This is a genomic window from Nocardiopsis deserti, assembly GCF_008638355.1.
Taxonomy (GTDB): domain Bacteria; phylum Actinomycetota; class Actinomycetes; order Streptosporangiales; family Streptosporangiaceae; genus Nocardiopsis; species Nocardiopsis alborubida.
This window is the reverse complement of record NZ_VWVS01000016.1, coordinates 129,202-155,429: the sequence shown is the minus strand read 5'-3', so window position 1 is coordinate 155,429 and position 26,228 is coordinate 129,202. Positions and strand designations below refer to the sequence as shown.

28 protein-coding genes are annotated in these 26,228 nt (G+C 73.0%); 16 read left to right on the top strand and 12 right to left on the bottom strand.

The window, feature by feature from the left end; translation table 11 throughout:
- The first annotated feature begins 37 nt into the window (after window positions 1-37).
- Window positions 38-298, top strand: a complete 261-nt coding sequence (locus FYW99_RS22170) for an acyl carrier protein (RefSeq protein WP_150253961.1) — start codon at window positions 38-40, stop codon at window positions 296-298.
- Window positions 299-302: 4 nt separating this feature from the next.
- Window positions 303-776: an SRPBCC family protein gene (locus FYW99_RS22165; protein WP_150253960.1), complete on the top strand. Its 474-nt coding sequence runs from the start codon at window positions 303-305 to the stop codon at window positions 774-776.
- A 152-nt stretch (window positions 777-928) separates the two neighbouring features.
- Here FYW99_RS22165 and FYW99_RS22160 read toward each other — a convergent pair whose 3' ends face one another.
- The gene (locus FYW99_RS22160; RefSeq protein ID WP_150253959.1) at window positions 929-1,171 is read right to left on the bottom strand and encodes a hypothetical protein; all 243 of its coding nucleotides are present in this window, start codon (window positions 1,169-1,171) and stop codon (window positions 929-931) included.
- A 235-nt stretch (window positions 1,172-1,406) separates the two neighbouring features.
- On the opposite strand from FYW99_RS22160, the gene FYW99_RS22155 reads away from it, so the two are divergent.
- Together FYW99_RS22155 and FYW99_RS22150 are read left to right on the top strand one after the other, a co-directional pair.
- Window positions 1,407-2,207 carry an alpha/beta fold hydrolase gene (locus tag FYW99_RS22155; protein ID WP_150253958.1) on the top strand — a complete coding sequence of 267 codons (801 nt, stop codon included), beginning with the start codon at window positions 1,407-1,409 and terminating at the stop codon, window positions 2,205-2,207.
- A 4-nt stretch (window positions 2,208-2,211) separates the two neighbouring features.
- Window positions 2,212-2,997, top strand: a complete 786-nt coding sequence (locus tag FYW99_RS22150; protein ID WP_150253957.1) for a MerR family transcriptional regulator — start codon at window positions 2,212-2,214, stop codon at window positions 2,995-2,997.
- Between the two features lie 73 nt (window positions 2,998-3,070).
- Here the strand turns inward: FYW99_RS22150 and FYW99_RS22145 are convergent, their stop codons facing one another.
- Window positions 3,071-3,265 carry a hypothetical protein gene (locus FYW99_RS22145; RefSeq protein WP_223839384.1) on the bottom strand — a complete coding sequence of 65 codons (195 nt, stop codon included), beginning with the start codon at window positions 3,263-3,265 and terminating at the stop codon, window positions 3,071-3,073.
- 164 nt (window positions 3,266-3,429) lie between these two features.
- On the opposite strand from FYW99_RS22145, the gene FYW99_RS22140 reads away from it, so the two are divergent.
- From FYW99_RS22140 to FYW99_RS22130, 3 genes are all read left to right on the top strand, one after another.
- The gene (locus tag FYW99_RS22140) at window positions 3,430-4,023 is read left to right on the top strand and encodes a hypothetical protein (RefSeq protein ID WP_223839382.1); all 594 of its coding nucleotides are present in this window, start codon (window positions 3,430-3,432) and stop codon (window positions 4,021-4,023) included.
- A gap of 117 nt (window positions 4,024-4,140) precedes the next feature.
- Window positions 4,141-4,776: a DUF305 domain-containing protein gene (locus FYW99_RS22135; protein ID WP_150253956.1), complete on the top strand. Its 636-nt coding sequence runs from the start codon at window positions 4,141-4,143 to the stop codon at window positions 4,774-4,776.
- Window positions 4,777-4,920: 144 nt separating this feature from the next.
- Window positions 4,921-5,325 carry a four-helix bundle copper-binding protein gene (locus FYW99_RS22130; protein ID WP_150253955.1) on the top strand — a complete coding sequence of 135 codons (405 nt, stop codon included), beginning with the start codon at window positions 4,921-4,923 and terminating at the stop codon, window positions 5,323-5,325.
- A gap of 427 nt (window positions 5,326-5,752) precedes the next feature.
- Here the strand turns inward: FYW99_RS22130 and FYW99_RS22120 are convergent, their stop codons facing one another.
- Together FYW99_RS22120 and FYW99_RS22115 are read right to left on the bottom strand one after the other, a co-directional pair.
- Window positions 5,753-6,322, bottom strand: a complete 570-nt coding sequence (locus FYW99_RS22120; RefSeq protein ID WP_150253954.1) for a TetR/AcrR family transcriptional regulator — start codon at window positions 6,320-6,322, stop codon at window positions 5,753-5,755.
- Between the two features lie 81 nt (window positions 6,323-6,403).
- Entirely contained in the window at window positions 6,404-6,730 is a 327-nt protein-coding gene (locus FYW99_RS22115; protein ID WP_150253953.1) for a DMT family transporter, read from the bottom strand.
- 171 nt (window positions 6,731-6,901) lie between these two features.
- Between FYW99_RS22115 and FYW99_RS22110 the strand changes: the two genes are divergently transcribed.
- The 4 genes from FYW99_RS22110 (at window position 6,902) to FYW99_RS22095 (ending at window position 9,121) form a co-directional block, all read left to right on the top strand.
- A complete protein-coding gene (locus FYW99_RS22110; RefSeq protein WP_150253952.1) occupies window positions 6,902-7,270 on the top strand; it encodes a DMT family transporter in 369 nt (122 codons plus the stop codon).
- Between the two features lie 62 nt (window positions 7,271-7,332).
- Complete coding sequence (locus FYW99_RS22105; protein ID WP_150253951.1) at window positions 7,333-7,536, top strand: hypothetical protein; 204 nt, start codon at window positions 7,333-7,335, stop codon at window positions 7,534-7,536.
- 296 nt (window positions 7,537-7,832) lie between these two features.
- On the top strand, window positions 7,833-8,414 hold the full coding sequence (locus FYW99_RS22100) for a GNAT family N-acetyltransferase (RefSeq protein WP_150253950.1): 582 nt from the start codon (window positions 7,833-7,835) through the stop codon (window positions 8,412-8,414).
- Between the two features lie 215 nt (window positions 8,415-8,629).
- Complete coding sequence (locus FYW99_RS22095; protein WP_150253949.1) at window positions 8,630-9,121, top strand: FBP domain-containing protein; 492 nt, start codon at window positions 8,630-8,632, stop codon at window positions 9,119-9,121.
- Window positions 9,122-9,408: 287 nt separating this feature from the next.
- Here the strand turns inward: FYW99_RS22095 and FYW99_RS22090 are convergent, their stop codons facing one another.
- The gene (locus FYW99_RS22090) at window positions 9,409-9,603 is read right to left on the bottom strand and encodes a DUF1918 domain-containing protein (RefSeq protein WP_017563658.1); all 195 of its coding nucleotides are present in this window, start codon (window positions 9,601-9,603) and stop codon (window positions 9,409-9,411) included.
- Between the two features lie 189 nt (window positions 9,604-9,792).
- Between FYW99_RS22090 and FYW99_RS22085 the strand changes: the two genes are divergently transcribed.
- The 3 genes from FYW99_RS22085 to FYW99_RS31895 all read left to right on the top strand — a co-directional run bounded on the left by FYW99_RS22085 (window position 9,793) and on the right by FYW99_RS31895 (window position 12,541).
- Window positions 9,793-10,935 (top strand): ABC transporter ATP-binding protein, encoded by a 1,143-nt coding sequence (locus tag FYW99_RS22085; RefSeq protein ID WP_150253948.1) that lies wholly within the window; start codon window positions 9,793-9,795, stop codon window positions 10,933-10,935.
- Between the two features lie 74 nt (window positions 10,936-11,009).
- Window positions 11,010-11,903 (top strand): ABC transporter permease, encoded by an 894-nt coding sequence (locus FYW99_RS22080; protein ID WP_150253947.1) that lies wholly within the window; start codon window positions 11,010-11,012, stop codon window positions 11,901-11,903.
- A gap of 500 nt (window positions 11,904-12,403) precedes the next feature.
- Window positions 12,404-12,541: a hypothetical protein gene (locus tag FYW99_RS31895; RefSeq protein WP_190394758.1), complete on the top strand. Its 138-nt coding sequence runs from the start codon at window positions 12,404-12,406 to the stop codon at window positions 12,539-12,541.
- A gap of 224 nt (window positions 12,542-12,765) precedes the next feature.
- On the opposite strand, the gene FYW99_RS22075 is transcribed toward FYW99_RS31895, so the two are convergent.
- The 4 genes from FYW99_RS22075 to FYW99_RS22055 all read right to left on the bottom strand — a co-directional run bounded on the left by FYW99_RS22075 (window position 12,766) and on the right by FYW99_RS22055 (window position 18,076).
- Window positions 12,766-14,055 (bottom strand): alpha/beta hydrolase family protein, encoded by a 1,290-nt coding sequence (locus FYW99_RS22075; protein ID WP_150253946.1) that lies wholly within the window; start codon window positions 14,053-14,055, stop codon window positions 12,766-12,768.
- 188 nt (window positions 14,056-14,243) lie between these two features.
- Window positions 14,244-15,074 carry a class I SAM-dependent methyltransferase gene (locus FYW99_RS22070; RefSeq protein ID WP_190394757.1) on the bottom strand — a complete coding sequence of 277 codons (831 nt, stop codon included), beginning with the start codon at window positions 15,072-15,074 and terminating at the stop codon, window positions 14,244-14,246.
- 559 nt (window positions 15,075-15,633) lie between these two features.
- The gene (locus FYW99_RS22060; protein WP_150254070.1) at window positions 15,634-16,287 is read right to left on the bottom strand and encodes a response regulator; all 654 of its coding nucleotides are present in this window, start codon (window positions 16,285-16,287) and stop codon (window positions 15,634-15,636) included.
- Window positions 16,288-16,336: 49 nt separating this feature from the next.
- Entirely contained in the window at window positions 16,337-18,076 is a 1,740-nt protein-coding gene (locus FYW99_RS22055; RefSeq protein ID WP_150253943.1) for a sensor histidine kinase, read from the bottom strand.
- Between the two features lie 168 nt (window positions 18,077-18,244).
- Between FYW99_RS22055 and FYW99_RS22050 the strand changes: the two genes are divergently transcribed.
- Window positions 18,245-19,501, top strand: a complete 1,257-nt coding sequence (locus FYW99_RS22050) for a hypothetical protein (protein WP_150253942.1) — start codon at window positions 18,245-18,247, stop codon at window positions 19,499-19,501.
- Window positions 19,502-19,579: 78 nt separating this feature from the next.
- On the opposite strand, the gene FYW99_RS22045 is transcribed toward FYW99_RS22050, so the two are convergent.
- A complete protein-coding gene (locus FYW99_RS22045; RefSeq protein ID WP_150253941.1) occupies window positions 19,580-21,193 on the bottom strand; it encodes a nucleotidyl transferase AbiEii/AbiGii toxin family protein in 1,614 nt (537 codons plus the stop codon).
- Between the two features lie 100 nt (window positions 21,194-21,293).
- On the bottom strand, window positions 21,294-21,878 hold the full coding sequence (locus FYW99_RS22040) for a TetR/AcrR family transcriptional regulator (RefSeq protein ID WP_150253940.1): 585 nt from the start codon (window positions 21,876-21,878) through the stop codon (window positions 21,294-21,296).
- A gap of 165 nt (window positions 21,879-22,043) precedes the next feature.
- Here FYW99_RS22040 and FYW99_RS22035 point away from each other — a divergent pair, with 165 nt between their 5' ends.
- Window positions 22,044-22,937: an oxidoreductase gene (locus FYW99_RS22035; protein WP_150253939.1), complete on the top strand. Its 894-nt coding sequence runs from the start codon at window positions 22,044-22,046 to the stop codon at window positions 22,935-22,937.
- Window positions 22,938-23,168: 231 nt separating this feature from the next.
- On the opposite strand, the gene FYW99_RS22030 is transcribed toward FYW99_RS22035, so the two are convergent.
- Window positions 23,169-25,733 carry a penicillin acylase family protein gene (locus FYW99_RS22030; protein ID WP_190394763.1) on the bottom strand — a complete coding sequence of 855 codons (2,565 nt, stop codon included), beginning with the start codon at window positions 25,731-25,733 and terminating at the stop codon, window positions 23,169-23,171.
- Between the last annotated feature and the right edge of the window lie 495 nt (window positions 25,734-26,228).

Here is a 26,228-nt window from a genome sequence, read left to right as displayed (position 1 = left end):
GACACGTGACCCGACACACGAGATTCCGAGGAGATCCATGTCCGACAGACACATCGAGATGGAGGAGCTGGTGGAACTCATGTCCACCTGCGCCGGTGTCCGAACCGACGCCGCCACCGCCTCCACGAGCACCTTCGACGACCTGGGGATCGACTCCCTGGGCGTCATGGGCATCGTCGCCGAGATCGAGCGCCGTGTCGGCCGCAGGCTCGGGGCGGACGCCGAGGCCGCGCCCTCCCCGGTCGCTCTGGCCACCCTCGTCAACGGGGGCGTTCCGGCCCCCGCGAAAGGAATGTGATCCCGTGCCCGGAAGCATCGAGCACAGCGTCGTCATCGACGCGCCCTACGACTTCGTCTGGGAGCTGACCAACGACGTCGCCTCCTGGCCGGAGATCTTCACCTGGCACTCCTCGGTGGAGATCCTCCACCAGGAGGGCGACACCACACGCTTCCGCGTCACCAAGAACCCCGACAAGCAGGGGCGCGTGTGGAGCTGGGTGTCCGAGCGCACCGTGGACCGCGAGGCGGGGGAGGCGTGGTCCCACCGCGTCCAGACCGAGGGCTTCGAGTACGTGCGGATCCACTGGTCCTACGAGGAGGTCCCGGAGGGAGTGCGCCTGACCTGGCGGTACCAGTTCGCCATGAGGCCCGACGCGCCCTTCGACGACGAGCAGATGGCCGTCAAGTACCACCAGAACATCCCCGTCGAGATGGAGCACATCAAGAAGAACGTCGAGGCGGCCGCGCGGGCCCGGGTGGAGGAGGTCACCACCTGAGCGGCGCCCGCTGACCGGCGCCCGCCGGGACCGCGCCCGCCCCCGTGCGCCGTGTACGGGGGTGGGCGCGGTCCTCCTTATCCGGGGTGTCCTCCCGAACGCCCGGCAACAGGACAAGTCACCGGTGGGTAGCCACACCGGGTCCTGAGGCATCACCGAAGGCGGGTGTAACAGCGCGGACAAGCCGGGGCCTCGATCTCGGTGAGCGCGTTCCAGGTGACGCGGCGGCACCGGCGTGGTTCGGCCGCGGGGGCGTAGTGGTCGGTGGACAGCGGCACGGGGTGACCGCGGGCCGGGCAGATCCATCCGTGCGGGGTGGTCGCGATGCCGTGGGCGCGGGGCACCGCCAGGTGCACACGTATGCGGCCGGGGGCGGGCCCGTGCGAGTCGGCCATGTGGGGCACTCCGAGCACCTCGGGTAGGTCCGCTGGTCGGGGGCGGGGTCGAGCCACACCATGAACAGGGACACCGGCGGCTCCAAGGGGTCGACGGGAGGATGGTCGGGCCGGGGCGCCCCGGCCCGACCCGACACGGCACGGCACCCGAACCACGACACCGCCGGGCACTCAACCGGGCGGCCCCGCGGGTCCGCCTTGACCTTGACCCGAGGTCAAGGTGGATGCTGACCGCATGACTAGTTCGACCGCATCACCATGGACGGGCATGGTGCCCGTTGACGACACGGCCCTGTCGGTCACCGACACCCGCGGCTCCGGTCCTCCCGTTGTCTATCTCAACGGCTCCTACGCCAGTCAGCGTTCCTGGCGGCGTGTGATCGCCGACCTCGGCCCCGAGTGGAGACACCTCACGTACGACGAGCGGGCTCGCGGCGGGTCGAAGCGGTCGGCGGACTATTCCTTTGAGGGCTGCCTTCGTGACATGGACACGGTTGTCGAGGCGACCGCGGTCGACCGGCCGCTGCTGGTCGGTTGGTCCTACGGGGCGGCGCTCGCGGTGCACTGGGCCGACCGCAACCCGGGCCGGGTCGCTGGCGTAGTCTCGGTCGACGGCGCGGTTCCGTGGGGGCTGACCGGGGAGGAGAACCGGGAACGGATCCGGCGCGCGTTTCGCAGCATGCGGCTGGGGCTGCCGCTGGCGCGCCCGTTCGGCCTGGCTGCCTCGATGAGTGCCGCTCAGCACGCTGAGGTCAACATCGAGATCAACGAGGTCTGCGCCGCCCTCGAACCGGTATTGGACCGGCTCTCCTGCCCGGTGCGCTACGTCCTGGCCTCGGGTGCGAACCTCGGCGGTGGTGCGGAGGAGATGGCGCAGATGCGCGCCTCTCTTGATCCGGTGCTTCGCCGGAACCCGAACCTGCGGGTCAGCACGAAGGTGAAGAGCAACCACACGCAGATCCTGCGCAAGGACTTCCGGGCGGTTGCCGCCGCCGTACGGGAGACCGCCGCCGCGCAGGCTCGGGAGGAACGCTGAGGCGATGACCGAAGGGGTGACCATCGGCCAGGCGGCCGCGTTCGCCAACATCACGATCAAAACGGTGCGGCACTACCACAAGCTCGGCCTGGTCGGCGAACCAGCGCGCGACAGCTCGGGTTACCGGCGGTACAGCTCGGCCCAGCTGCTGAGGTTGATGCAGGTCAGGACTCTGGCCGCCGCCGGAGTGCCGTTGGCCGACATCGGCTCGCTGCTCGACTCCGACGCCGCGTCGTTCGCCGCGGCGCTCGACGATGTCGAGCGGCACCTCACCGAGCGGATCGTCGAGTTGACCACGCGGCGCGACATGCTCCACCGGCTTGTCTCCGGAGACCGGACCTTGTTGCCCGACCGCGCCGTAGCGATGTTGGAGGGAATGCCGGCCCTCGGCTTCACCCCGGAGGACGTGCGGACCGCCCGAGAATCCTTCGTGCTGGCCAAGGCCCTGGTCCCCGAAGGTTTCGACGACTACCTCACCGACATCGAACACGCGCTGCGCGACCCCCACTTCGTGGAACTGACCAAGCGCAGCGCCGGCATCATCGGCTGGGCACCGGACGACCCCCGTGTTGCCGAACTGGCCACTGACATGGCCGAGTACTACCTCGCCAACCCCGCGCAGCTGAGGATCGTGACCGGCCTGCAAGCCCCCACCGAGACCGCGACCCGGTACCGGCTGATCGCCCACCACGGAGAAGAACAGGACTCGGCGGCAGCCCGCTTGGCGTCGCTCGTCGAAACGAAGCTCCGCTCCGCTGGGATCGACCTCCCCGGACCGGACCGCCGCTGAACAGCCCCACCACGCGCCAACCGCCTGTCGAACATGGAGCGGGGAGTTCGCCTGCGTCGTCCTTCGGGGTGTGTCACCGGTTGGCCAGGGCCTGGGCGAGTCCGGTGCGGCCGACCTCCACCGGGCACACCTGGTCGGCCAGCCACTGGGCGAGCTGGTCCTCCTCCTCGGTGGCGGCGTGGGTGCCGTGCTCCTGCCGGATCTGGTGCCGGTGCCGCCCCGGAACCCGTGTGTTCCACGGATACCTGCCGAACAGAGCCGCGCCCACACCGACCTGCTCGGCGACCCCGGTGGGGGTAGTAGGAGGTAGGCCGGGGGCGGTCGGGGCACTCCGAAGGGCGGCCCTACCCTGGTGGAGCCGGTCCGGGTGGGTCCCCGGGCCCCGAACGGACTCCGCCGTGCGCGGCGGGGGAGCGGGGGGAGGAAGCGCTGGTGACGAGCGCGTACGCCCGTGTCCTGTGGCTTCTCCCGCGCGGTGCGGCGCCCACGGTGGGTGCCGTGGGCAGGGCCGCGCACGGGCGCGCGGCGCACCCCGGCCTGGCCTGGGTGCGGATGCTGCTCCTGGTGTCCGTGCTGCTCGGTGTGGCGGGAATGCACACGCTGGGGCACGCGTCCGCGGACACGGAGCATGCCTCTCCCGTCTCCACCGCCTCGGTCGTCGCACATGCCGACCCCGTTCCACAGGCGTACGACGCCCCGGCCATGGGGGCCTACGTCGTGTCTGGAACCGGTGCGCACGCTGACCCTGTCACGGACGCGTACGCCGCTCCGGGGGCCTACGTCCCGTCCGGGGCCGGTGCGCACGCCGCCCCGGACGCGCACGCCGCGTCCCCCGTCACCGACCCGACGACGATGTGCCTGGCGGTCGCCGCCCTGGTGGCAGCCCTCGTCGGGCTGGCCGCCGCGGTCTTCCTCCCCTGGCCGGGACCGCTGCCGCGGCCGTCGTCCTCGATGCTCCGGTGGGCGGCGCGCGTCGCGCCGCCCGAACCCCCGTCCCTGGCGGAGTTGCAGGTGCTGAGGGTGTAGACGCCCCTCCCGGGTGTCGCGGTGGCCTCACGCGCCCCGCCGCCCGGACCCGAGCCCTGTTCACCCCGCCGTGGCGCCGTGCGCCATGCGCGAAGACGCCATGAAGAAGGACCGAAAATGACCACGCAGTTCCGTACGCGCGCGTTCCTGGCGGTTCCGGCGGCACTGGCCGCCGCTCTGCTCCTCGCCTCCTGCGGCAGCGAGGAAACGGCCGCCCCCGCGCCCGAGACCGCCGAGCAGTCGGCGGCCGGGTTCAACGACGCCGACGTCATGTTCGCCCGGATGATGATTCCGCACCACGAGCAGGCCGTGGAGATGTCCCGGCTCGCCGAGGACCGGGCGGGAGAGGAGGTCGGGGCCCTCGCGGCCGAGATCGAGGCCGCCCAGGGTCCCGAGATCGAGCGGCTCGAAGGGATGCTGGACGCCTGGGGCGTCGAGCCCGCGGGCGACGGGGAGCACCACGGCATGTCCGGGATGATGACCGGGGAGCAGATGGAGCGACTGGAGCGGGCCGAGGGGGAGGCCTTCGACACGCTGTTCCTGGAGCTGATGATCGCCCACCACCAGGGCGCGGTCCGGATGGCCGAGGACCAGCTGGAGAACGGCGTCGACCCCGAGGCGCGCGAGCTCGCCCAGGAGGTCGTCGACGCCCAGGAGGCCGAGATCGAGCAGATGGACACGATGCTCGGCGGCGACGGCGCCGGGGATGACGGTTCCGGACAGGACGCCGGGGGAGACCACGGCGGCCACTGACCCTCCGCGCGGCGGGCGCCGGGACCACCCGGCGCCCGCACCGGCCGCCCCCGTGTTTGCCCCGCCACCCGCCGGTTAGTGGAAGTGCGGACCAGGGCCGGGGGCGCCCGCCCCCGGCGCCGTACGACGCCGAGGGGGAACGCCATGAGCGTGGCGAGCCGGATGCTGGAGACCTATCCCAAGAACCTGGGCGGGGTGGACCGCGAGAGGCTGCGGGCCTGTATCGAGGCGTGCTTCGAGTGCGCCCAGGCCTGTACCGCCTGCGCGGACGCCTGCCTGAGCGAGGACGGTGTGGCCGACCTCGTCAAGTGCGTCCGTACCGACCTTGACTGCGCCGACCAGTGCGAGACCACCGGTCGGGTGCTCTCGCGCCACACCGGTTACGACGCCAACCTGACCCGCGCGGTCCTGGAGGCCTGTGCGCAGGCCTGCAAGACCTGCGCCGACGAGTGCGAGCAGCACGCCTCCATGCACGAGCACTGCCGGGTGTGCGCGGAGGCGTGCCGACGCTGCGAGCAGGCGTGCCGCGAGCTGATCGACACGCTCTGATCCCTGCCTGGCAGGCGGTCCCGGCCCGTCCGCCCGGCGGGCCAGGCCGCTCGGTCCGTGGACGTGGAGCACGTCGCGGCGTTCGGAGCGGTGACGGGCGAGGTCGTTGGTCCTCTCGGTCCGGTCGTAGCCGCGCCCGGATCCTCGCGGCGCCGCCTGAGCACGTCGAGCTTGGGCGCGTCTCCGTGCCGCCGAAGACGTTGCACGCGTCCGCGTACCGGGCGACCGGCCGCAGGGTCTTGCGCTCACCTCCGCAGTCGGCCATCAGGTGCGGGCGCGGGCCGTTGGCCCCGCCCACCGGCCAGAAACGGTCCATCACCGTGAGCTGAGAGACGCCCGCGGCCTCGGCGGCGCGGGCGGTGCCGGCGGGAATGGGGCCCGTGGCGGGCGTGCGGAGCCGGGTACACGTGGTGTTCGGGTCGCGCGGTCAGCTCCGGGTGCGCAGGGTGTGGCGCAGGACGGCCTCGATCTCGCCCACGGTGGGGGTGTCCCCTCCCAGCAGCACGCGTGCGCACAACCCGTCCGACACCGAGGGGAAGGCCTCCACAGCGACCGGGTCGTCGGTGTGGCGCCGTGCGATCTCGGTGAGGGTCTCCCGCCAGCGCAGGGCCATGGGGCGCAGCGCGGGGCGGCGCGCGGCGAGCAGCGTCAGCTCGCGCTCGGCCAGGGCGCGGCGCCGGTCGGGTCCGGCGGCCTCGGCGATGAGCTGGGCCAGGGTCGCGAGGTCGTCGCCGTCGGCGTCCATGACCCGGCGCATCTGGGCGATGTAGGAGTCCGAGGCCACGGTCAGGGCTGCCACGAGCAGGTCGTCCAGGGTGGCGAAGTAGTAGGCCACCGAACTCGCGGGGACCCCGGCCTCCCCGGCGACCGTCCGGTGGGTGGCCCCGGAGACCCCGTCGCGCTCGATGACGCGCAGGGCCGCGGCGATGATCGCCTCCCGCTTGCGTTCGCCCCGGGCGCGACGTCCGTCGACTCGCGCACCGGTCGTTCGCGTCATCTCCGCCTCCAGGGCCGCGGGCTGTTCGGCTCGCTGGAGTCTAGCAGCGCACGCTCCGGGTGAGCGGTCGGCCGACAGCCCTCAGGCCGCTCCCAGCTGCAACAACACCACCCCGAGTGTCGCGAGGCCGATGCCCGCGGACTGGGTGCGCGTCAGTCTGTCACCGAGGAGGAGGGCGCCGACCAGCGTGACGGAGGCGACGCCCGCGGCGGCCCAGACGGCGTAGGCGACCCCGAGGTCGAGTCCTTCGAGGAGCACCAACGAGAACAGGTAGTAGGCGCCGAGGACCGAGGCGACCGTGAGCACTGTGGGCAGGGGTCGGGTGAACCCGTCGGAGTAGCGCGTGGTGAGGGCTCCGACCACTTCGAGCGCCACGGTCCCGGCGAGGAGGGCGTAGGCGAGCAGCATGCTTCCTCCCAGAGGTGTTTCGTCGGAGCAGAGCCTCACACAAAACGAACGATAGTTCAACTACTTTTGATTGTTGAGGCACTTGAACCAGTTCAAGGTGTTGGGCTATAAGTTGAACACTTGTTCATCTAGTTCGGGGCGCGGAAGCTCCGTGATGCGGAGGGGTACGCCATGGCCTGGTTCTTCCTGGTCGCGACCATCGGGACCGAGGTACTCGGGGCGTTCGCGACCCGTGCCTCGGACGGCTTCACCGCCCCGGTCCCCACCGCGCTGGCGGTCGTCAGCGTGGTGGCGGCCTACTACCTCTTCTCCCTCGCGCTGCGGCACGGGATGCCCGTCGGGGTCGCCTACGGCCTGTGGACGGCGCTGGGCGTGGCCGCCGTGGCGGTCCTGGGCGTCGTCCTGCTTGGCGAGGCGCTCACCTGGCCGCGGCTGGGCGGTCTGCTGCTGGTGGTGGTCGGCACGGCGCTCCTCCAGATGGGCGGGCAGGGAGAGGGGGAGCGGGCCGTCGCGGGTCCGACCTCCGGGCCCGGGGAGTGACCTGGGGCGGCGCGTCCTAGGATGGCCCGCATGCGCCCTCTCCAACATCCCGGAACACTCCGGTGAAGGTCTCCTCGGTCGTCTCCTTCGTCGTCTTCGTGGCCGTGTTCGTCCTCTCACGCCAGGCCTCGCGCCGGTTCCTGGCCGAGACGGTCGAGATCTCCGGCTTCGTGCTCGAAGCCGCCTCGTTCGCGGCCTCGCTGGCCCTGGCCGGGCTGGCCTCCGGCGCGGTCCTGTACACGGCGCGGCTCTTCCAGCGGGACTGACGCCCGGTCGGCGCCGCGGAGGGACAGCACGCGCGGAGTGCCCTGCTGATAACGGGAAAGTCCCAGTACACGGCGGTGACGGCCGTACGGGAGGGGCGGGACCTAGACTTTCCCGCGTGGGGCGGAGAGGGCGGACGGGGGTGCGCCCGGAACCCGCGGGCGGCCGTCTGGCCGCGGAACCGCCGCCCCCGGCCGGAGGAGCCCCTCCACGCACTCGGCGACTCCCCCGGCGAGCGGGACCTCGCCGCCGTCCTGCCCGACGTCCTGTCCGACACCCACGCCCGGCTGGAGTACCCGTGACCGGCTTCGACCGCAGACACCGCCGCCGCGCCCCACCGGGGACCCCGGACCACCCCGCCGGACCGCGGGGTCCGTCCGGCGTCCGCCTCACACAGAGGCTGCGCCTGGACCCCATCGGCCCCGAGCACGCCCACGAACTGTGGCGGCTGCACCGGGACCCCGGTGTCGCCCGGTGGTACGGCGGCAGGTGGACGCGGGGAGAGGCCTGGGAGAGCGCCCTGCGTATGGGGCGCGCCTGGGAGACCGACGGCGTCCACAAGTGGATCGCGCACGACCGGTGGACCGGCGAGCTGGTGGGGCGCGGCGGCCTGTCCCGCGCGGTGGTGGACTCCCTCTGGTGCCTGGAGGTCGGCTGGGCGATCCGGGAGTGCTTCTGGGGGCTCGGCTACGCCAGCGAGATCGGCCGCGCGGGACTGGCGTTCGCCTTCGACGACCTCGGCGCGGACGAGGTGGCCTCCTTCACCGAGGTGCACAACCTCCGTTCCCGCGCGGTCATGGAACGGCTCGGGTTCGGCTACGCGCGCGAGATCCGCCACGGGGGAGAACCCTTCGCGCTCTACCTGATCAGGCGCTCCTGAGACGGTGGGGGCGCGAGGTGCGGGCCCGCCGGCCGTGAGCGCGGGACGGTCGGTCCGCTCCGGGGAGCGGTCGGCCCGGGTGGGATGGGACACATCGGGTGCGGACGGAGCGGGCGATGCACCCGGTGGTGCGGGCGGTCCGTGCCGCACGGGTGGAGTCCGCCGCGCCGTAAAAGCGTTGCCGGGGCCGGACCTGCGGCGTTAGCGTCCCTTCCATGAGAGCTTTGACTGAGCGGGACATCCGGACGTCGTTCGTGAACTGCTCGAAGGGGGAGGCGCAGCGGCTCTCACTGCCGCGCGACCTGGACCGGCGCCCGTGGGAGGACCTGGACTTCCTCGGCTGGCGCGACCACACCGCACACGAGCGCGCCTACCTGGTCACCGAGCACGGCGACCGGCTCGTGGGCGTGGCCTTCCGGCTGTCGAACGCCCGCGCCGGACTGCGCCGGAGCATGTGCTCGGTGTGCCTGACCACCCACCCCGGACGGGGCGTGGCGCTGCTGGCAGCGCCCAAGACGAGGCGCTCCGGTCAGGCGGGCAGCACGGTGGGACTGTACATGTGCACGGACTTCGCCTGCTCGCTGTACATCCGAGGGAAGAAGGAGCCGGAGCCGGGAGGGCGGTTCGAGGAGTCCCTCACCGTGGAAGAGCAGATCGCCCGCGCCTCGACCAACCTGGGCGGCTTCCTGGACCGGCTGTCGGCCTGACCCTCACGCAGGCCCAGGACACAACGGCGGCGGGCGTCACGCCCGCCGCCGTCCTGTGCGCCCGCCGTGTTCGCGGCCGTCGTCGGGTCCGGCCCCGGGGCCGGGCGTCCCGGCTGACCCGAGGGCCCTGACCGCGCCAGCTGTTCCGGTCGCCCCCCGGAGGACGGCAGACCAAATCGTCCCGCCCGTCCGGATGTCCGGGGAGCCCGTGCGGCCCCATCCGTGCCGGGCGTCCCGGCTGCCCCGGAAGCCAGCCCCCGTGGCTCCGGCAACCCCTCCGGCGTCTCTCAGTCCACCGGATGCCGGGGTTCCACTACCGTCTCCGGCCCGGGGTAGACGAGCCGTTCCTCACCGTCGGGAAACCGCACCACGTACGGCGGCCCGTCGTCGGCGCCGCGTATCTCCACGATCTCCCCGACGTGCTGACCCTCGGTGCTCACGACCCCGTGCGTACGCACGTAGTCGCCGATGGACGCCCGCATGATCTCTCCCCCGTTCGATCGGTTGGTCGTCACCAACGGGACCTACCCGAAACGCGGGTCCGACGAAACGGCCCCGGGCGGCGCCGGGTAGGCACAAGTGCGTATCCGGTTCCCGACGAACCACAGATGTGGGACCCGGGCCCCTCTTCCTAGCGTGGTGCACCAAGAGAGCGGAAGAGAGGGGAAACCGTGCTCACGGTGCGCGAACTGACCAAACGCTACGGGGGGAGGACCGCGGTGGACGGGCTCACCTTCACCGTCGAACCCGGGCGTGTGACCGGCTTCCTGGGGCCCAACGGCGCCGGGAAGTCCACGACCATGCGGATGCTGCTGGGCCTGGCCCGGCCCACGTCGGGAGAGGCGCTGGTCAACGGCCGGGAGTACGGGCGGCTGGACCGGCCGACGCGGCAGGTCGGCGCCCTGCTGTCGCCGGACGCCGCCCACCCCGGGCGTAGCGCCCGCGCCCACCTGACCGCGAAGGCCGCGGGCGGCGGGATCCCGAGGAGCCGGGTGGACGAGGTGCTGGAGGAGGTCGGCCTGACCGACGTCGCGCGCCAGCGGGTCCACGGGTACTCACTGGGCATGCGCCAGCGGCTGGGCGTCGCGGACGCGCTGCTGGGGGACCCGGGAGTACTGCTGTTCGACGAGCCGGTGAACGGGCTCGACCTGGACGGCGTGCGGTGGATGCGCGACCTGACGCGGCGGCTCGCCGACGAGGGGCGCACCGTGTTCGTCTCCAGCCACCTGATGAGCGAGATGGAGATGGTCGCCGACCACCTGGTCGTGGTGGGCCGGGGGCAGCTGATCGCGGACGCGCCGATCTCCGACGTGATCGCGGCCTGGTCGCGCACGCACGTGCTGGTCCACAGCCCGGACGCCGCGAAGCTGCGGGAGGTGCTGGAGCGGCTGGGGTCGTCGGTGCGGGTCGAGACCGCGGAGGACCCCCGGGACGACAGAGGTGTGCGGGGCGGCAGGGAGACCAGTGGTACCCGTGACGGCGGGGGCGCCCGAGGCGCCGGTCTGAGGGTGTTCGGGCTCGGCGCGGCGGAGGTCGGCGACCACGCGCACGCCGCGGGAGCCCGGGTCCACGGGCTCCGGCTGGAGGAGGCCTCGCTGGAGGAGGCCTACCTGGAACTGACCGGGGACGCCGTCGAGTACGGCGCCCGTTCCGGGCCCGCTGCCTCCGACCGGAAAGCCCCGGGGGACGCGGTGCCCGCCTCCGGGAACGCCATGGGGAAGAGGGGAGCTGCTGCCGGGAAACCGGCGTCTCCCGGGAACACCGCGGGATCGACCGGGCCGCTGCGCCGCATGGGACGTAGGAGGTCCCGGTGATGCGGTGGCAGGAGGAGGGGGCGCAAGCCCGAAACGGAAGCGGGAACGGGCAGGACGGCAGAAGCGAGGAGAGCATGTCGGGTGCGTCGAGGGTGTCGGGTGCCACGGGTGTGAGGGAGGACCCCGGAAGCCCCGCGGGCACGGGGCGGGCGGTGAGGGCGGCGGGGGCCGAGCGCTCCGGGAGCCGCCTCCGGACAGGCCTGTTCCGCGAGGTCGCCGCCGAGTGGATCCGGCAGTCGTCCCTGCGCTCCACGTGGTGGGCGTTCGGCGCCGCGCTGGCGGGCATGGCCGTGTTCGCCGCGCTCATGGGCTACACCGAGTGGACCCGGATCATGGAGAACCCGGACGAGGCGGACGGCGCCGCGTTCATGCGGCTCACCTCGCAGGGGCACTTCTACCTGGTGCAGATCGCCGTGCTGGTGATGGCCGCGCTGGCCGCGACCGGGGAGTTCGGCAACCGCAGCGTCACCAGCACGCTGCTGTGGCGGCCCGCCCGGGGGACCGTGCTGGTCGCGCGCACTCTGGTGACCGCCGGTCTGGCCTTCGCTGCGGGCGTGCTCGCCACGGTGACGGCGGTCGCGGTGCTGAGCGTGTTCGTCGGCCGGTACGCCTCCGCCGACGTCGCCGAGACCCTGGTGACGGCGCTGAGCGCGGGCGTGTGCATGGCGCTGTTCGCGGTGCTGTTCGTCGGGATCGGCACGGCGACGCGGAGTATGCCGGGCACGTTCATCGTGGGGTTCCTGCTGCTCCTGGGGCTGCCGATGGTCATGCAGCTCTCCCAGGTGCAGATGGTCAACGACTTCGCGGCACTGATGCCGGGAACGGCGGGGATCGAGTTCTACGCGGGCGGTGACGTGGGCTTCTACACGGCGCCGCACGACGGGCCGGTGAACATCGCCGCGGTCGTGGGCTGGGTCCTGGCCGCGCAGATCGTGGCACACACCGAACTGCGCGTGCGCGACGTGTAGGAATCCGGCGGGGCCACCCCGGGACCGTGTCCACGAAGCGGCTGTGCGTACGCGGTGTGCAGGGACCCGGCGGCGGGACGGCCGCGACGCCGCCCCGGTCAGGTGGGCCGCTCGGTGTCGAGCGGCCCACCGGTGTTCGCCGGGGTCCGTCGCCCGCGGGGTGACGGACCCCGGGAGACGGGGGTTGGCGGGTCCGACGGGGACGGACGGAGAACGACGAGGCCGTACCGGAGACCGGAGGCCCGGGACGCGGGAGGCGCGTCCCGGGCCTCCGCGGTGTCGGGTCCGGGCGCTCCGCCCGGGCCGGTGCGGCGTCAGTGCGGGCGCTCCGCCCGGGCCGGTGCGGGTGCTCCGCACGGGTCTGCCAGGGACATCGTGCGCCGGGTGGCGGGGGCTCGGCCGTGTGCGGACACGGGCCGGCGTCCGCCCGCGGGTACTCCGGGGCGGTTTCACCGGACGCGGGGAGGGCCGGAAGCCCGTCCGCGGGCGGGCTTCCGGCGTTGGCGAAGGCGGGCGCCGGACGGGTACTCGCGCGTGCCGCCGAGGTCACCGGGATGTTCGGGGTCGCCGCCGCCAACACCCCCGCCGTGGACGGCCTGCGGGGCGGGGACGCCTCGTCCGGTCCCGGTACACGGTGAGGGCCGCCTCCGAACGGGCCCCCGTGGACAGGCCACGGGCGGCGCCCGGTCCGGACGCCGCCCGTGTCGCCGACGAGTTGTACGGCGTGCTCGGCCCCGATTCGTACCCGGCGTTCGTCCGGGACCGGGGCCGGCCGCACGAACGGTGGGAGGAGTGGGCGCGCGAGGTGCTGGCCGCACGGCTGCGCGCGCCCCGAGCACCGCCTCCCGGGGCTCTTCGGGCCCTAGTCCTCGCCGACGAACTCCATCACGGGGAAGTCCGGCGAGGGACCGTCCAGGACCGGGGCCCGCTCACCGCGCAGGTGGGCGTCGAAGAAGGCCGTGACGTAGGCGCGCTGCGCCCGGACGGACTCCTCGGGGTCCACGGTGCCGATCGACCCCTCCACCAGGTCGGGCCAGGAGCGGTTGCCCGGCTGGAGGGCCTCGTCGACGGCGGGCAGGACCCACTGGTGGTCGGTGTAGCTGAAGTGCTCGCCCTCGGCCATGTACAACTCCAGGACGTCGACCGAGGAGGCCTCGACGAAGGTCCGGAAACCGGCGCTGTACCCGCTGTGGTGCGGCTGGAGCTTGACCCCGGCCCTGCCCGCGGTCAGGAGCGCGAAGGGGCGGTCGGCGCCCCGCAGGTTGGCCTCCGACCACACCTCGTTCCCGACGTGGTAGCCGATGGTGCCGTCCAGGCCCAGCCCAGCGTCGATGCGCTCGTCCTCCAGCATCACCTCGGCGGCGGTGAGCCCTCCGGCGGAGTGGCCGAACATGCCCACCGCGTCCAGGTCCAGTGCCTCGCCCAGCCCCGCGGGCGGCTCCTGGCCGCTGGCGTCGGAGGAGCCTCCCTCCGCCAGGTCGGTCAGACCGTCCAGGACCAGGCGGGTGTCCTCGCGGCGGACCGCGACGGCCTCCTTGAGGGACTCGGTGCTGAAGGAGGGGGCGCTCGTGCGCAGTACCCGACCGTCGGGCATGTCCACGGCGAGCGTCTCGTAGGGGTGGTCCATGGCGGCCACCACGTACCCGTGGGAGGCGAGTTCCTCCAGGTGCAGGACGTTGAGGAACCGGGACTGCTCCAGCCCGGGGGAGTAGAGGAGCACGGGGAACGGGCCCGTGTCGGCGACCGGAACGTCCTGGAGGGCGTTGGTCCGGAAGGCGTCGAAGTCGACGCTGTCGCGGTGGAGTCCCCCCTGCTCCAGTTCGCTCCTGAGCACCCCGGAGACGGACGGCGTGACGTAGGGCGCGGGTTCGCCGGCTCCCGTGCCCTCTCCGGCCGGGTACCAGATGCTGATCATGACGTCCCGTTCGGTGGCCTCCTCCACCCAGGGGTGGCCGCGGTCGGGGTCGACGAGGTGTACTTCGGTCCGGCCGACGGCGTGCGGGCCGGTGGGTTCGGGCGGTGTGAGGACCATGCTCCCGGAGTCGGTGGCCGCGTTGAGGGCGGTGGGGACGGAGAAGGACGCGGCGAGGACGAGGGCGGCCGAGCCGTAGGCGGTCGCGCGCTTGGCGCGGACGGAGTTGGCGGTGTTCATGCCAGCCATGCTCCGGGTCGGGGTGCCCCGCGCACATCTTCTGGACGACAGCGGTCGGGTAGGCACAAAGGGGTAGGGCGGGCGGGAAGACGCGGCGGGCACGGCTCGCCTGACGCGCCGCTGTTCGCCACCAACCGGGACACGAGCGGTGGCGTGCCCGGGGGCTGCGGGGCCCGCCACCGCGTGGGTTACGGGCGCACGGCGCTGACCAGGCAAGCCGTGTTCGCGACCCGTACGCCGTCAGCGGTGTGGAAGGCGGCCAGAGCCTCCTCCAGTTCATCGCGGACCCCGCGTCGGGTGTCGTCGTCGTACTCCTCCAGGCAGGACCGCACTCTGCCCTGGCCGCACACGAACTCCGCGGCGTCCGCCGGGTCGGAGCCCAGGGTGGCGACGGTCCCGACGCGCTCCACACGCGCGTCCCGGAAACCGGAGGCCTCCAGGAGCGTGTGGATGGCGTCCCGTTCCACCAGGGACATCATGCGGCGGGTGGTGGGGGAGCGCTTGGTCATGTACGGGCGCAGGACGGCGGTCGCCCGTGCGTACTCGCTGTCGGGATCGGAGGGGCCCGGTGCGAGGAAGGCCAGGCGTCCACCCCCGCGCAGGGCTTGACCGAAGTTGGTGAACGCGGCCACGGCGTCGTCGAAGAACATGACGCCGCCCCTGCTGACCACGGCGTCGTAACCACCATGGGGAAACGGGTGGATCTGGGCGTCGCCCTCATCGAAGGAGACGTTGGCCATCCCTCGTGCCCGCTCCCGCGCGGCGTCGACCATCCGCGCGGAGATGTCCACACCGGTGGCGGAGCCGTTCCGGGCCCGGGCCGCGGCCTCCCGGGTGAGCTGACCCGTGCCGCACCCCACGTCGAGCACGCGTGAGGAGACGCCGACCTCCGCCGCGTCCAGGATCGGCGCGTTGTACCCCTCCAGCAGGCCGTCGTAGTGGTCGGGGTGGACCACCCAGTGCTCGCCGAGCCATCCGTTCCAGACCTGCCGCTGTTCGGTGTTGGTCACCTTGGTCATGACCCTCTCCCGTGTCCGAACCTGACCGGAGTCCTTTCCCTGGTGAGCGACTCTAGTCATGGTCTGCTGGCATGAACCAGGGCAAGGCCGGGGGCAGGAGGGCCGAGGAGGCGCGGTTGACCCGACCGCGCATGGTGGAGGCCGCCCGGGAGCTGTTCGTGGAGAACGGTTTCGGGGCCACGCCCATGCGGGGCACCGCCGACCGGGCAGGGCCGGGCCGGGGCGCGGGCCGCCTTCGTCCGGGCACGCGTGGACGAAGGCGGGGCGGCGCCCGGGGCGGACGGAGTGGGCGGTGTTCATGCGAGCCATGCTCCGGGCCGGGGCCTCCGCGCACATCTCCTGGGCGGCAGCGGCCGGGTCGGCACAAAGGGACAGGGCGGGCGGTGGGAGCGGTGGGTGGGGACGGGGCGCGGGAGTGCGGGGGTGCGGGCACGCCGACGGAGAGGGCCCCGGGGACCCCCCCGATTTCCATCGAACCGCAGCGGACGCCCTCGCCGCCAGCCCCGACCTCCGCCTGTGGACAACCGTCCGTGCCCGCGGATCGAAGCCAGCAGCCCTCTCAGACCAGTCCGGCCTCGTAGGCCACGATGGCGGCCTGCACCCGGTTGCGCACGTCGAGCCGGGTGAGGATCGACCCCACGTGCACCTTGACCGTGCCCGGGGCGATGGCCAGGCGGCGGGCGATCTCGTCGTTGGAGCACCCCTCGCCGACCAGCGCCAGCACCCCGCGCTCGCGTTCGGTGAGCCGTCCGACCCGTTCCCGCGCGGCCGACGCGCGGGACAACCGACCCCCGGACGAGTCCAGCTCGTCGATCACCCGGCGCGCCACCTCCGGCGACAGGTACGCCCCGCCCTCCGCGACCGCGCGCAGCCCCTCCACCAGCTGCCGAGGGTCCCCGCTCTTGAGCACGAACCCGCTGGCGCCCCCGGACAGGGCCCGCGCGATGTAGGCGTCCTCGGAGAACGTGGTGAGGATGACGACCGAGGTCCCCGGGTACTCCCTGGCGATGACCTCGGTCGCCGCCAGGCCGTCCGTGCCGGGCATCTGCACGTCCAGCAGCGCGATATCGGGGCGGTGCTCGGCGACCAGGGCCACGGCGGCGGCACCGTCCCCGGCCTCACCCACCACCTCGATCCCCGGTGCCGCCGACAGGATCGCGCGCAGTCCCGCGCGCATCATGGCCTCGTCGTCGGCGAGGACGAGGCGCAGCACCCCGGCGCCGTCTGTCGCGTTCACGCCGACACCCTACTGGGCCGCCCGGTCAGTCGGTCCGGTGGATCTCGTCCTTGGCGACCAGGACGCCGCCCTCGAAGCACAGCCGGTACACCGGCGGCAGCCCGTTCTCGTACCGGGACAGGTAGAAGGAGCACCGGGCACCGGGCGGCGCGGGCGGCTCGGAGGCCCGGGCCGACACCGAACCCTCGGGATAGGAGAACCGGGGGAGTACCTCCTCCACCCGCTCCCGGTCGTCCCCCACGGACAACCGCCCGTACCGCTCCGGAGGCAGGACGCTGTTGACGCCGACCCAGGTCAGCAGGCCGAGACCGGCCGCCACCAGGCCCAGGCCCAGCGCGGCCGGAACGGCCACGGCGGCTACCAGCCGACGTCGCGCGCGGTCGCGGGCCTCGCTGTGGGCGCGGCGCGTCTCCGACTCCCCGGGCTCCTCCGCCCCGCCCACGGCGCCGGGGTCGGGCACGGTCGCCCGCACGGTGAACCCCGCGCCCTCCCTGCCCGCGGCGAAGCTCCCGCCGAGCCCCTCCACCAGGGAACGCAGCCCGGCCAGGCCGGACCCGTCCCCGCTCCGCGCGGGCAGGACCGTCCGCACGGCCTCCGGCGGTCCGGCGTCGCCGACCGACACCCGGGTCCGGTCGTCCTCGCGGACCACCCGCACGGTCACCTCCGCCCCCGGCGCGTACTTGGCCGCGTTGGTCAGCGCCTCCTGGACCACCCGGTGCACGGCGCCGCCACCCGGGGCGGACGGGTCCGGGTCGGGGCCCTCCCGCAGCAGGCGGACACGCATACCGGCGTCCGCGGCGCGCTGCACCAGGACCGACACCGGCTCGCCCGCGGCCAGTTCGCCCGCGTCCGATCCGCCCGCGTCCGGCTCGCTCACGTCCAGCCCGCCCGCGTCCGGCTGACCCGCGTCCAGCCCGGAGACGGCTTCGCCATGGCCGCCGCTGTCGCCACCGCCGTCACCGCCGTCGTTCTCGCGCAGCACCCCGATGATCTCCCGCAGCCGCAGGTTGGCCTCGTGCGCCGCCGTCCGCAGCTCACCGGCGGCCCGGCCCTGCTCGGAGTCCTCCTGGGCGGTCATCTCCAGGGCCGCCGCGCGCACCGCGATCAGCGCGAGGTCGTGGCCGAGGGAGTCGTGCATCCGGGTCGCGATCCGGGCGCGCTCGCGCAGCCGGGCGCGGTCGGCCTCGGCCGCGCGGGTGCGCTCCATGCGCTCGGCGATCTCCCAGCCGCCCCGCCACACCTGGCGGCGCAGGCGCTGGTAGCGGCCGAACAGCCATGGCGTGAGCGTGCTCAGCGCGATGGTGAGGACGAGGCCCAGCCAGTTCACGGAGTCGGACAGGAACGCGCGGACGCCGGTGCCGGACACCAGCCCCGTCAGCAGGTGCAGGACGAGGGTGAACGAGCACGCCACGACCACCAGCGCCACCACCGGCCGCACCCGTTCCGAACGCAGGCCGGTGAGCAGCGCCAGCACCGCCACGGCCAGCCAGGGCGTGAACACGCTGGTCTCCACCCTCAGGAGGACCGAGGCGGATGCCTGTAGGACCGCCCCGGCGAGTATGACGCCCAGGGAGACGAGCGGCAGGAAACGGGACAGGGTCGCCGCGACGACCAGGGCGAGCAGCAGGAGGCACGTTTCGAGGACCGGCGGCCGGTCGCGGGCCCCGGAGAGCTCGATCACGACCAGCGCGCCCAGAAGGGTCCACAGCACGGCCTCGAAGGCCGGGCGGGTCCACCCGCGCGGTTCTTTCCGGATCTCCCGCATGCCCCACAGGCTAGTCAGCGCTCCCGCCAGCGGTGCCGCCAGCACTTCCACCGGGGATGCCTCCGGAGCCGCGCCGAACCCTTCCGCTGCGCGGAGTGTCGGAGGTACATGCGACAAAGTCCTCACCACCCCCGGTTCTTACCGTCCCCGATTCCCAGGAGAGAGCCCATGTCATCTGGATTCCACAGCCCCGGACACCCCGAGGACCTGCCGCGCCCCGAAGTGCTCTGGACGCTCGGCGCGTTGAGGATCGCGCTGTCCACCGGTTTCGGTCCCGTCTGGTCGGAGGGGCACCGGGTCGAGGACGACGGTGTCCTGCTCCTTCAGGACGGCGACGGTAACTGGTGGCGGATGGCCCGTGTCGAGGGCGGCCGGTACCTGATCATCGGCTGGGACCGGGAGGGGAGGACCGACAGTGCCTTCCAGCCCCCGGTCAATCCGTACGCGGACGCCCCGGAGTGGCTCCCCTGGGAGTGGATCTCCCGACTGGAGAGCGGCGTCCCCATCGGCTTCGTGTACTGGTGGGAGGACGGGACGTGGGCGCGCTCGACCTACCACGACCAGGTGAACGAGGACGGTTTGGGGATGCGCCTGTCCGCCTTCGTCGGTCCGGAGGAGGCCACCCGTCACCTCCTGGCCTTCGTCAACGAGGTGGTGTCGGTGACCGGGGGCCCGCGTCCCGACGAGGGTGACGACCCCTTCGACGACCTGGGGGAGCGGCTCTACACCCGGGTGAAGCACACCGTCGAGGGAGGAACGGCCGACTTCGGCTTCCTGGACCCGATGCCCTTCGACACCGCCGCGGCCACGGACGTCCTCCGCGCCGCCGGGATCTCCGGGGACGGCCGCCCCGTCGCGCCGCTTCCCGCCGGGACGGAGAAACCGGCCGAACGCGGCCGGACCCGGGTGCTCAGCGACCAGGAGTGGTCGGTCCTGGTGGAGTCCGTGATGCGGACGGCCACGGAGAGGCCGCGCCCCGTACCCCGGGAGACCGAACAGTTGCGCGAACTGGGCGATCTCCTGCGCGGCCTGGCCGCCGAGCACGGAGGTGAGGTGATCTACACGATCACCGGTGGGAACAGCCAGAGCCAGTCCACGCTGGTGGACGCCGAGGGCAACCGGATCCAGGAGGAACCGCGCGGCCACCACGACTACGAACTGCGCCGGGCCGAAGGCCACCCCGAGCACGGCATGTGGTTCTTCCTGCGCGCCCGGGCGACCCCCGACGCGGTGGAGGTCGACCGGGCCTACGACCACCGGCCGGAGTGGTCGACGGAGTCCGCCCTCGGCGTCGGTGTGTGGGTCGGGGACGTCGCCGCGGAGATGGCCAGCCGTACCCCCGGGTGGCGCCCGGAGTGGGTGTGGCTGCTGGACGAGGAGACCGCCTGCGACCCGCCCGCCGACCCGTTCGTCCGCCCGGCCTGACCGCCGACGCGCCCCTCACCCTCCCCGGGAGAGGGGCGGTCCGCTCACTCCTTCCCGCCCGCTCCTCCCCGAAGCCGCTCACTCCCCCCGGAACACGGGCGCCATCGCCGCCTCGAAGCGGTCCACCCACTCCCCGGCGTCGCCCTCCACCCACGGGCAGTCGCTGACGAAGTCGTCCCACTCGTCGGAGTCGAGGCTGCCCTCCTCGCGCAGGAAGCGCTCGTCCACGGTCTCGGCCCGGTCGCCCAGCTCGGGGCGCAGCACACCGACCAGCAGTTCGCGCGAGGGCCGCGCGCTCTCGGCCAGCAGGACCGCGTCGTAGAGGTCCTTGCCCTGCGGGTAGGTGTCCGTGTACAGCCACAGCACCTTCCAGGCCAGGGACAGCTCCGCCCCGGCCGCCAGCACGTCCGCCCCCGCCACCGACACCGCCACCGGCGGCTCGGGAAGCGACTCGTTGAACACCACGTCGATCTGCACGGTGCCCGGGGGCAGGCCCGCAGCCCGCCACGGGACGACCACGCGGCGGCCCGGCGCCCGCTCGTAGGTCCAGATGCTCTCCAGCCGGACCCCCTCGGCGTCGAAGGAGACCCCCTGCGCGGACGCGTCCGCGACGGCCCCGGCCACGTCCGCGAACATGCGGTCGGCCGGGTCCCCGAACGGAGCGGTCTCGGCCGGGACCACCACGAAGTCCAGGTCCCGGGGACGCCGGGCGGCACCACCCGCCCACACCGGCATGAGCATGCTGCCGCGCAGCACGAGGCTGTCCCGCCACGGCGTGCCCGCGACCGCGCGCAGCGCCAGTTCCATCGCCCGCCGGTTGGCCTCCCACCAGCGGGAGCCCAGGCCGGGATCGGCGAACACCGGCTCGCCCGCCCGGTAGGCGTCGTCCAGGTGCTTGAGCGCGGGGTCGAACACCTTCCCCTGGCTGGCCTCGGAGCCGTCGGTGTTGGGCACGTAGGTGCTGGGCAGGCGCTGCCGGTCGGTACCCGGCGCGTACTCGCCCGGCGGCACCTCGTCGGCGTCCTCGACCGGGGCGGCGTCCATCCACCCGGCGTCCACGGACAGGGCGGTGTCGTGGACGACGAACTCCCGCTCGACCGACAGGACCCTGGGCTGCCACCCCTCCCTGTTCTCGAAGGTCATCCCCGCTACTCCCAGGGCCCGCAGCAGGGCGTACTCGAAGCGGTCGGCCTCCCCGCTGCCCACACGTGAGCACCGCTGGGTGACGAACCGCTCCTGGAAGCCGTCGTCGCGCACCCTGCGCGCGTTGCGTGACAGCCGGGCGCGGTGGGGTTCCACGATCGCGGACAGAGCCGCCGGGTCGGCCGACGCGGGGAGCAGGAGTTTGACGTGCGTCTCGAAGTAGCACGACTCCGGCAGCCGTCCGGCCTCCTCCCGGTCTCCGGGCACCCCGGTGGCCCGGCGGGACACCTCCAGCTTGGTGCGGGTGACCGTGAACCCCGCCCCAGCCAGCAGGGCCGTCCACCGCTGTGCCACGGCCAGCTCCTCGTCCAGGGTGCTCCCGTCCGAGTGGTAGGTGACCATCGGCTGTGACCGGGACCCGCCCCGGTCCAGTTCGATGTGGGTGAACTTGAGTCCGTGCCCGCGCGCCCATTCCGCTGCCTCCGCGACGCGCCCGGGGTCGGGCGCGTCCAGGGTCAGGTGGGTCTCGAAGTCACCGGAGAACTCCATCGGGGGCCTTCTTCTGTCTCGGGGGCCTTCCGCCCCGGGGGTGCCCCGTCTGTGGGACGGGCGGGGCCGCGGTCCAGTTCCGGGGCTCGGGCTCCGGGCGTCAGCGAGGCCTGAGGCCCTCGAAGAGCACCCCGACCATGTCCGCGAGCTTCGCGTCGATCTGCTCGGGGGAGGACGTGGCCGTGAGCGCGACCAAGCCGTGCATCGCGGCGGACACGGTCATCGTGACGGCCTCCGGGGTGCCGCCCGCGATCTCCCCGGCGGCCTGGGCGTCGAGGATGGGGCGCATCACCTGTTCGAGCAGCCGTCCCACGGCGGCGTGCAGCCGCTCGGGGACGTCGGAGTCGTGTTTGCGCGCGTACATCAGGTCGAGCAGCGCGGCGTGCTCCCCCGCGAACCCCACGTAGACCCTGGCCAGGGTGAGGATCCGGGCCCGCGCGTCCCCCGCGTCCAGGGCCGCCTCCTCCAACCGCTCGGTCAGGCGCTCGAAACCGCTGAGCGCGAGCGCGTCCAGTAGCGCCTGCTTGTCCCGGAAGTGGCGGCCCGGCGCGGCGTGGCTCACCCCCGCCGCGCGGGCGATCTCGCGCAGGGACAGCGCCGCCTGCCCCCGCTCGGCCAGGGCGCGCTCGGCGTTGGTGAGCAGGACGGCGCGCAGGTCTCCGTGGTGGTAGGGGCGGTCGGTCATGGAAACCAGGATAGACGGACGCCCCCGTCACCATCGTGGCCGCCGTGGACGGCCGGTGGCCTCTGTGGCCGCTGTGACAGTCCGGGGCGCCGTGGCCGCCGTGGACGGCCGGTGGTCGCCGTGGCTGCCATGGACAGCCCGCGGGCGCTCGCCTACCGTGGCGCAATGGACACCACAGCGGTCAGCATCCCCGACCTGAGCGGCCGTACGGCGGTCGTCACCGGAGCCAACAGCGGCCTGGGCATCGAGACCACACGCGTCCTGGCCCGGGCGGGCGCGCGCGTCGTGATGGCCGTGCGCGACGTGGACAAGGGGCGTGCCGAGGCCGCCGGGGTGCAGGGCGACACCGAGGTGCGCCACCTGGACCTGGCGGACCTGGCGTCCGTGCGCGCCTTCGCCGAGGCCTGGAGCGGCGACCTCCACCTGCTCATCAACAACGCGGGCGTCATGGCGGTCGCCAAGGGGGTGACCAAGGACGGGTTCGAGACGCAGTTCGGCGTCAACCACCTCGGCCACTTCGCCCTGACCAACCTGCTCCTGGAACACGTCACGGGACGGGTGGTGACCCTCTCCTCCGGAATGCACCGCATGGCCCGCGGCATCGACTTCGACGACGTCAACCTGGACCGCGGCTACACGCCCTACCGGGCCTACAACCAGTCCAAGCTCGCCAACCTGCTGTTCACGCTGGAGCTCCAGCGCCGCCTGGAGGCGGTGGGCTCCCCGGTGCTCTCCACCGCCGCCCACCCCGGCTACGCGGCCACCAACCTCCAGAGCCACGGGGCCAACCCGCTCTCCCGGGCGGCCCTCATGCTCGGCAACAGGGTCTTCGCCCAGAGCGCCGCGAACGGCGCCCTCCCCACGGTCTTCGCCGCCACCCAGGACGTGCCCGGCGCGGCCTTCGCCGGACCCAAGGCCATGGGCGGCACGCGCGGCGCCCCCGCCCTGTCCAGCCGGAGCGAGGCCGCCTGGGACGGCCGCGCCGCCAAGCGCCTGTGGGCGCTGTCGGAGGAGATGACCGGGGTCGCCTTCCCGCTGAGGTCGGCCGACCCGGTCTGACCGGCGATGGTGCGCGGGTGCCCTGGCCAGCACGCTGGGCACCCGGGGCGGCACGACGGACGCGCCGGGTGGGTCTCGGGGGAGTGCTGGAACGGACGCGCCGCGCGGGACTGTTGGAACGAAGGTGCCGGGATGTCCGGGAACGATCTTGCTCCTGGCGCCACCGTCGGCGTCCACTGTGACGCCAGGAGCAAGATCGGCGCGGGTGGAACCTCTTCCGGCCGATCGCCTCTAGGGATTGAGGACCAGCTCGTCCGTGGCTGCCGCGCGCACGGCCTCCTCGGTGACCGCGAACGGCAGGGTCTCGCCCCGGCTCCACGGCTCCAGCTGGTCGTCGTAGTTGGGGTGGAACGCGTGGCCGGAGTTGCCGGTCAGGTGGACCCACGTCGACGCGTCGCGGTCGGCCATGTCCACCACCATCCGCATCGACGGCACCGCCGTGATCGCGTACCCCGCGGTCGGGTCCCAGCCCGTGGCGTTGACGATGCTGGCCCCGCCCGAACTCTCCACCGGGCCCCGGTTGAACAGCCACTCGACCGGACCGATGCCCGAGGTTCCGAACGACTCGTGGGTCGCGGTCAGGGTGTGCAGGTCGCCCCAGCGCCAGTCGGCGGGGTCCTCGCCCAGCAGCTCGGTCAGCTCCTGCGCGGCGGCGTCCATCGCCGCGGCCAGCACCTCCTCGCGCCCGCTGGCCTCGGCGCCCCGCCACCAGTCCGACTCGGGGTCCTCCAGCAGCTGCGCCACCACGTACATCCCGCGCGAGCTGCCGCTCATGGTCAGCGGTTCCAGCTCGTCGAACAGCAGCGGCAGCAGGTGCCGCCAGGTGGCCTGGTAGAACGCGGCTCCGGCGGAGTCGGCCGCGGTGAACAGGTCCCACTCCCGCAGCTGCTCCTGGGCCCGGGCCGTGACCCCGTCGACGTCCGCCTCCAACAGGTGAGGCACGACCTCGACCGCGCCGCCGTGGAAGGAGTCCATGTGGATGCGCGACATGTCCTCACCGGTCACCGGTCCTTCACCGATCGCCTCGGTGAGCAGGTCGTTGATCCGCTGGGACCGGTACCCGTAGTCCCAGTCACCGGTGAGCATGTGCTCGTAGTCGGCGTCCACGACCGACTGGTTGGCGGTGACGATGACGCCCGACTCGGGGTTGTACACGCTCGGCAGCTCCTCGAAGGGGAGGTATGCCTCCCAGTCGTAGGCGGAGTCCCAACCGGGCGCCGGGTAGCGGCCGTCGCCCTCGCCGCGCACCGGCACCAGGCCGGGAGCCTGGTAGCCGATGTTGCCCTCGGTGTCGGCGTAGACGAGGTTCTGGGCGGGGACCTCGAACCGGCTGGCCGCCTCACGGAAGTCGTCCCAGCCGCGGGCCCGGTTCAGCGCGAAGATCGAGTCCGCCGTCGTGCCCGGCTGGAGCGCGGTCCACCGCAGGGCGACGGCGTACTCGCCGTCCTCCGCGCCCTCCAGCTCCGGTTCCTCCGCCAGCGCCTCCAGGTCCGCGCCCGCGGCGGTGTCGGACAGCAGCGGCCCGTGGTGGGTGGAGCGCACGACGATGTCGACGTCATCGCCGCCCGCCACCCGGACGGTCTCCTCGCGGGTCTCCAGCGGCCGGGGCTCGCCGTCGACCACGTAGTCGTCTCCCTCGATCCGTTCCACGTACAGGTCCATGACGTCGGGGTTGAGGTTGGTGAACCCCCACGCGATGGACTCGTTCTGCCCGATGATCACACCGGGCAGGCCGGAGAAGCTGAAGCCGCTGACGTCGTAGGGGCACGCCTCGGTGAGCTCGGTGCAGTGCAGCCCGATCTGGTACCAGGTGGAGGGCATCGACGCGCCCAGATGGGGGTCGTTGGCGAGGAGGGGCAGCCCGCTCTCGGTGTGCTCGCCGCCGACCACCCACGAGTTGGACCCCAGGTCGGGACTGGTACTGGGGCCGAGCAGCGAGGGCAGTGACGCCGCGGTACCGGCCACCTCGGTCAGCGCGGAGACGGCCTCCTCGGGCAGCTCGGGGACGCGCCGCTCGTCGGCCTCCCGCAGGTCCGCCCCGTCGGAGTCCTCGGGCTCCCCGGACCCCTCGTCGGCTCCGGCCTGCCCGTGCTCGTCGGTGTCGGTGATGGGCAGGTGCTCCTCGTGGGGATAGGCCGGGTACAGCTCCCCGATCTGCTCGCGGGTCAGCCCGGCGTCGAGCAGTTGGGCGCGCTCGGTCTCCTCCACCATGTTGCCGCCCAGGTCCCAGGCCATGGCCTTGAGCCAGGCGAGGCTGTCGACCGGAGACCACTCCTCGATCTCGTGGCCGCCGTTGAGCACGGAGAGCAGCCCGTACTCCAGGCTCGCCTCGGTGCCGTCGTTCTCGGCCAGCCAGGCGTTGACCCCGGCCGCGTAGGAGTCGAGGTGGTCCTGCGTCTCGGGGGCGAGCAGCTCGTACTCCTGCTCGGCCACGTGCCGCCAGCCCATGGTGCGCAGGTAGACGTCGGTGCCCACCTGGTCGGAGCCGAAGAGCTCGGCGGTGCGCCCTGCGGTGACGTGGCGGCGGAAGTCCATCTCCCAGAAGCGGTCCTGGGCGTGCGTGAAGCCCTGCGCCATGAACAGGTCGTGGGTGTTGTCCGCGTAGACGTGGGGGACGCCGTGCTCGTCGCGCAGCACGGTGACGGAGGACTCCAGCCCCGGGAGCGAGAGTTCGCCGGAGGTTTCCGGGAACGACCTCCGGACGGTCCATATCCCCAGGAGCGCGCCGACCAGGGCCAGCACCACGACCGCGGCGAGGAAGCCCAGAAATACGCGAACAAGGACACGCTTACGCATTACACCCATGGCGGAACCCTAGGGTGTCCGTGGTCACAGTCTCCAGGGCTTGGGGGCACGCGGACCCAATTGTTACCAACTGGTAGGTGGCGGGGCGTCGAACGGCGGTTGGCGCGAACCACCTGGTCAGAAGCGGACAGCCGCCCGGCTGGATCCGTGCTGTCCGCAACCGGCCGAGTCTGTCTCACCGCGCTGGGCGGCGTCCGTGACGGACGCCGCCCGTGGCCCCCGCGGGACTCAGCCGACCCTGTCGAGGTAGACGCGGATGACGGCGGCCAGGTCCGCCAGGTCGTCGGTCCGGTCCTGGACGGTCTGGGTGAGCTGGATCGGTTGGAGGGGACCGGCCAGCAGGTCGCCGGTCGGTACATGGGGGAGCGGGGGCAGGTAGGGGCGGGAGAGCGCCGGGGTTCTCGTCGTCGCGGGGAGGGGGAACGGGCACGCGGATTCCGTCGGTGTGAGGGGCGAGCACCTGTGTGAGGTGCGCTCCGCGCTGTG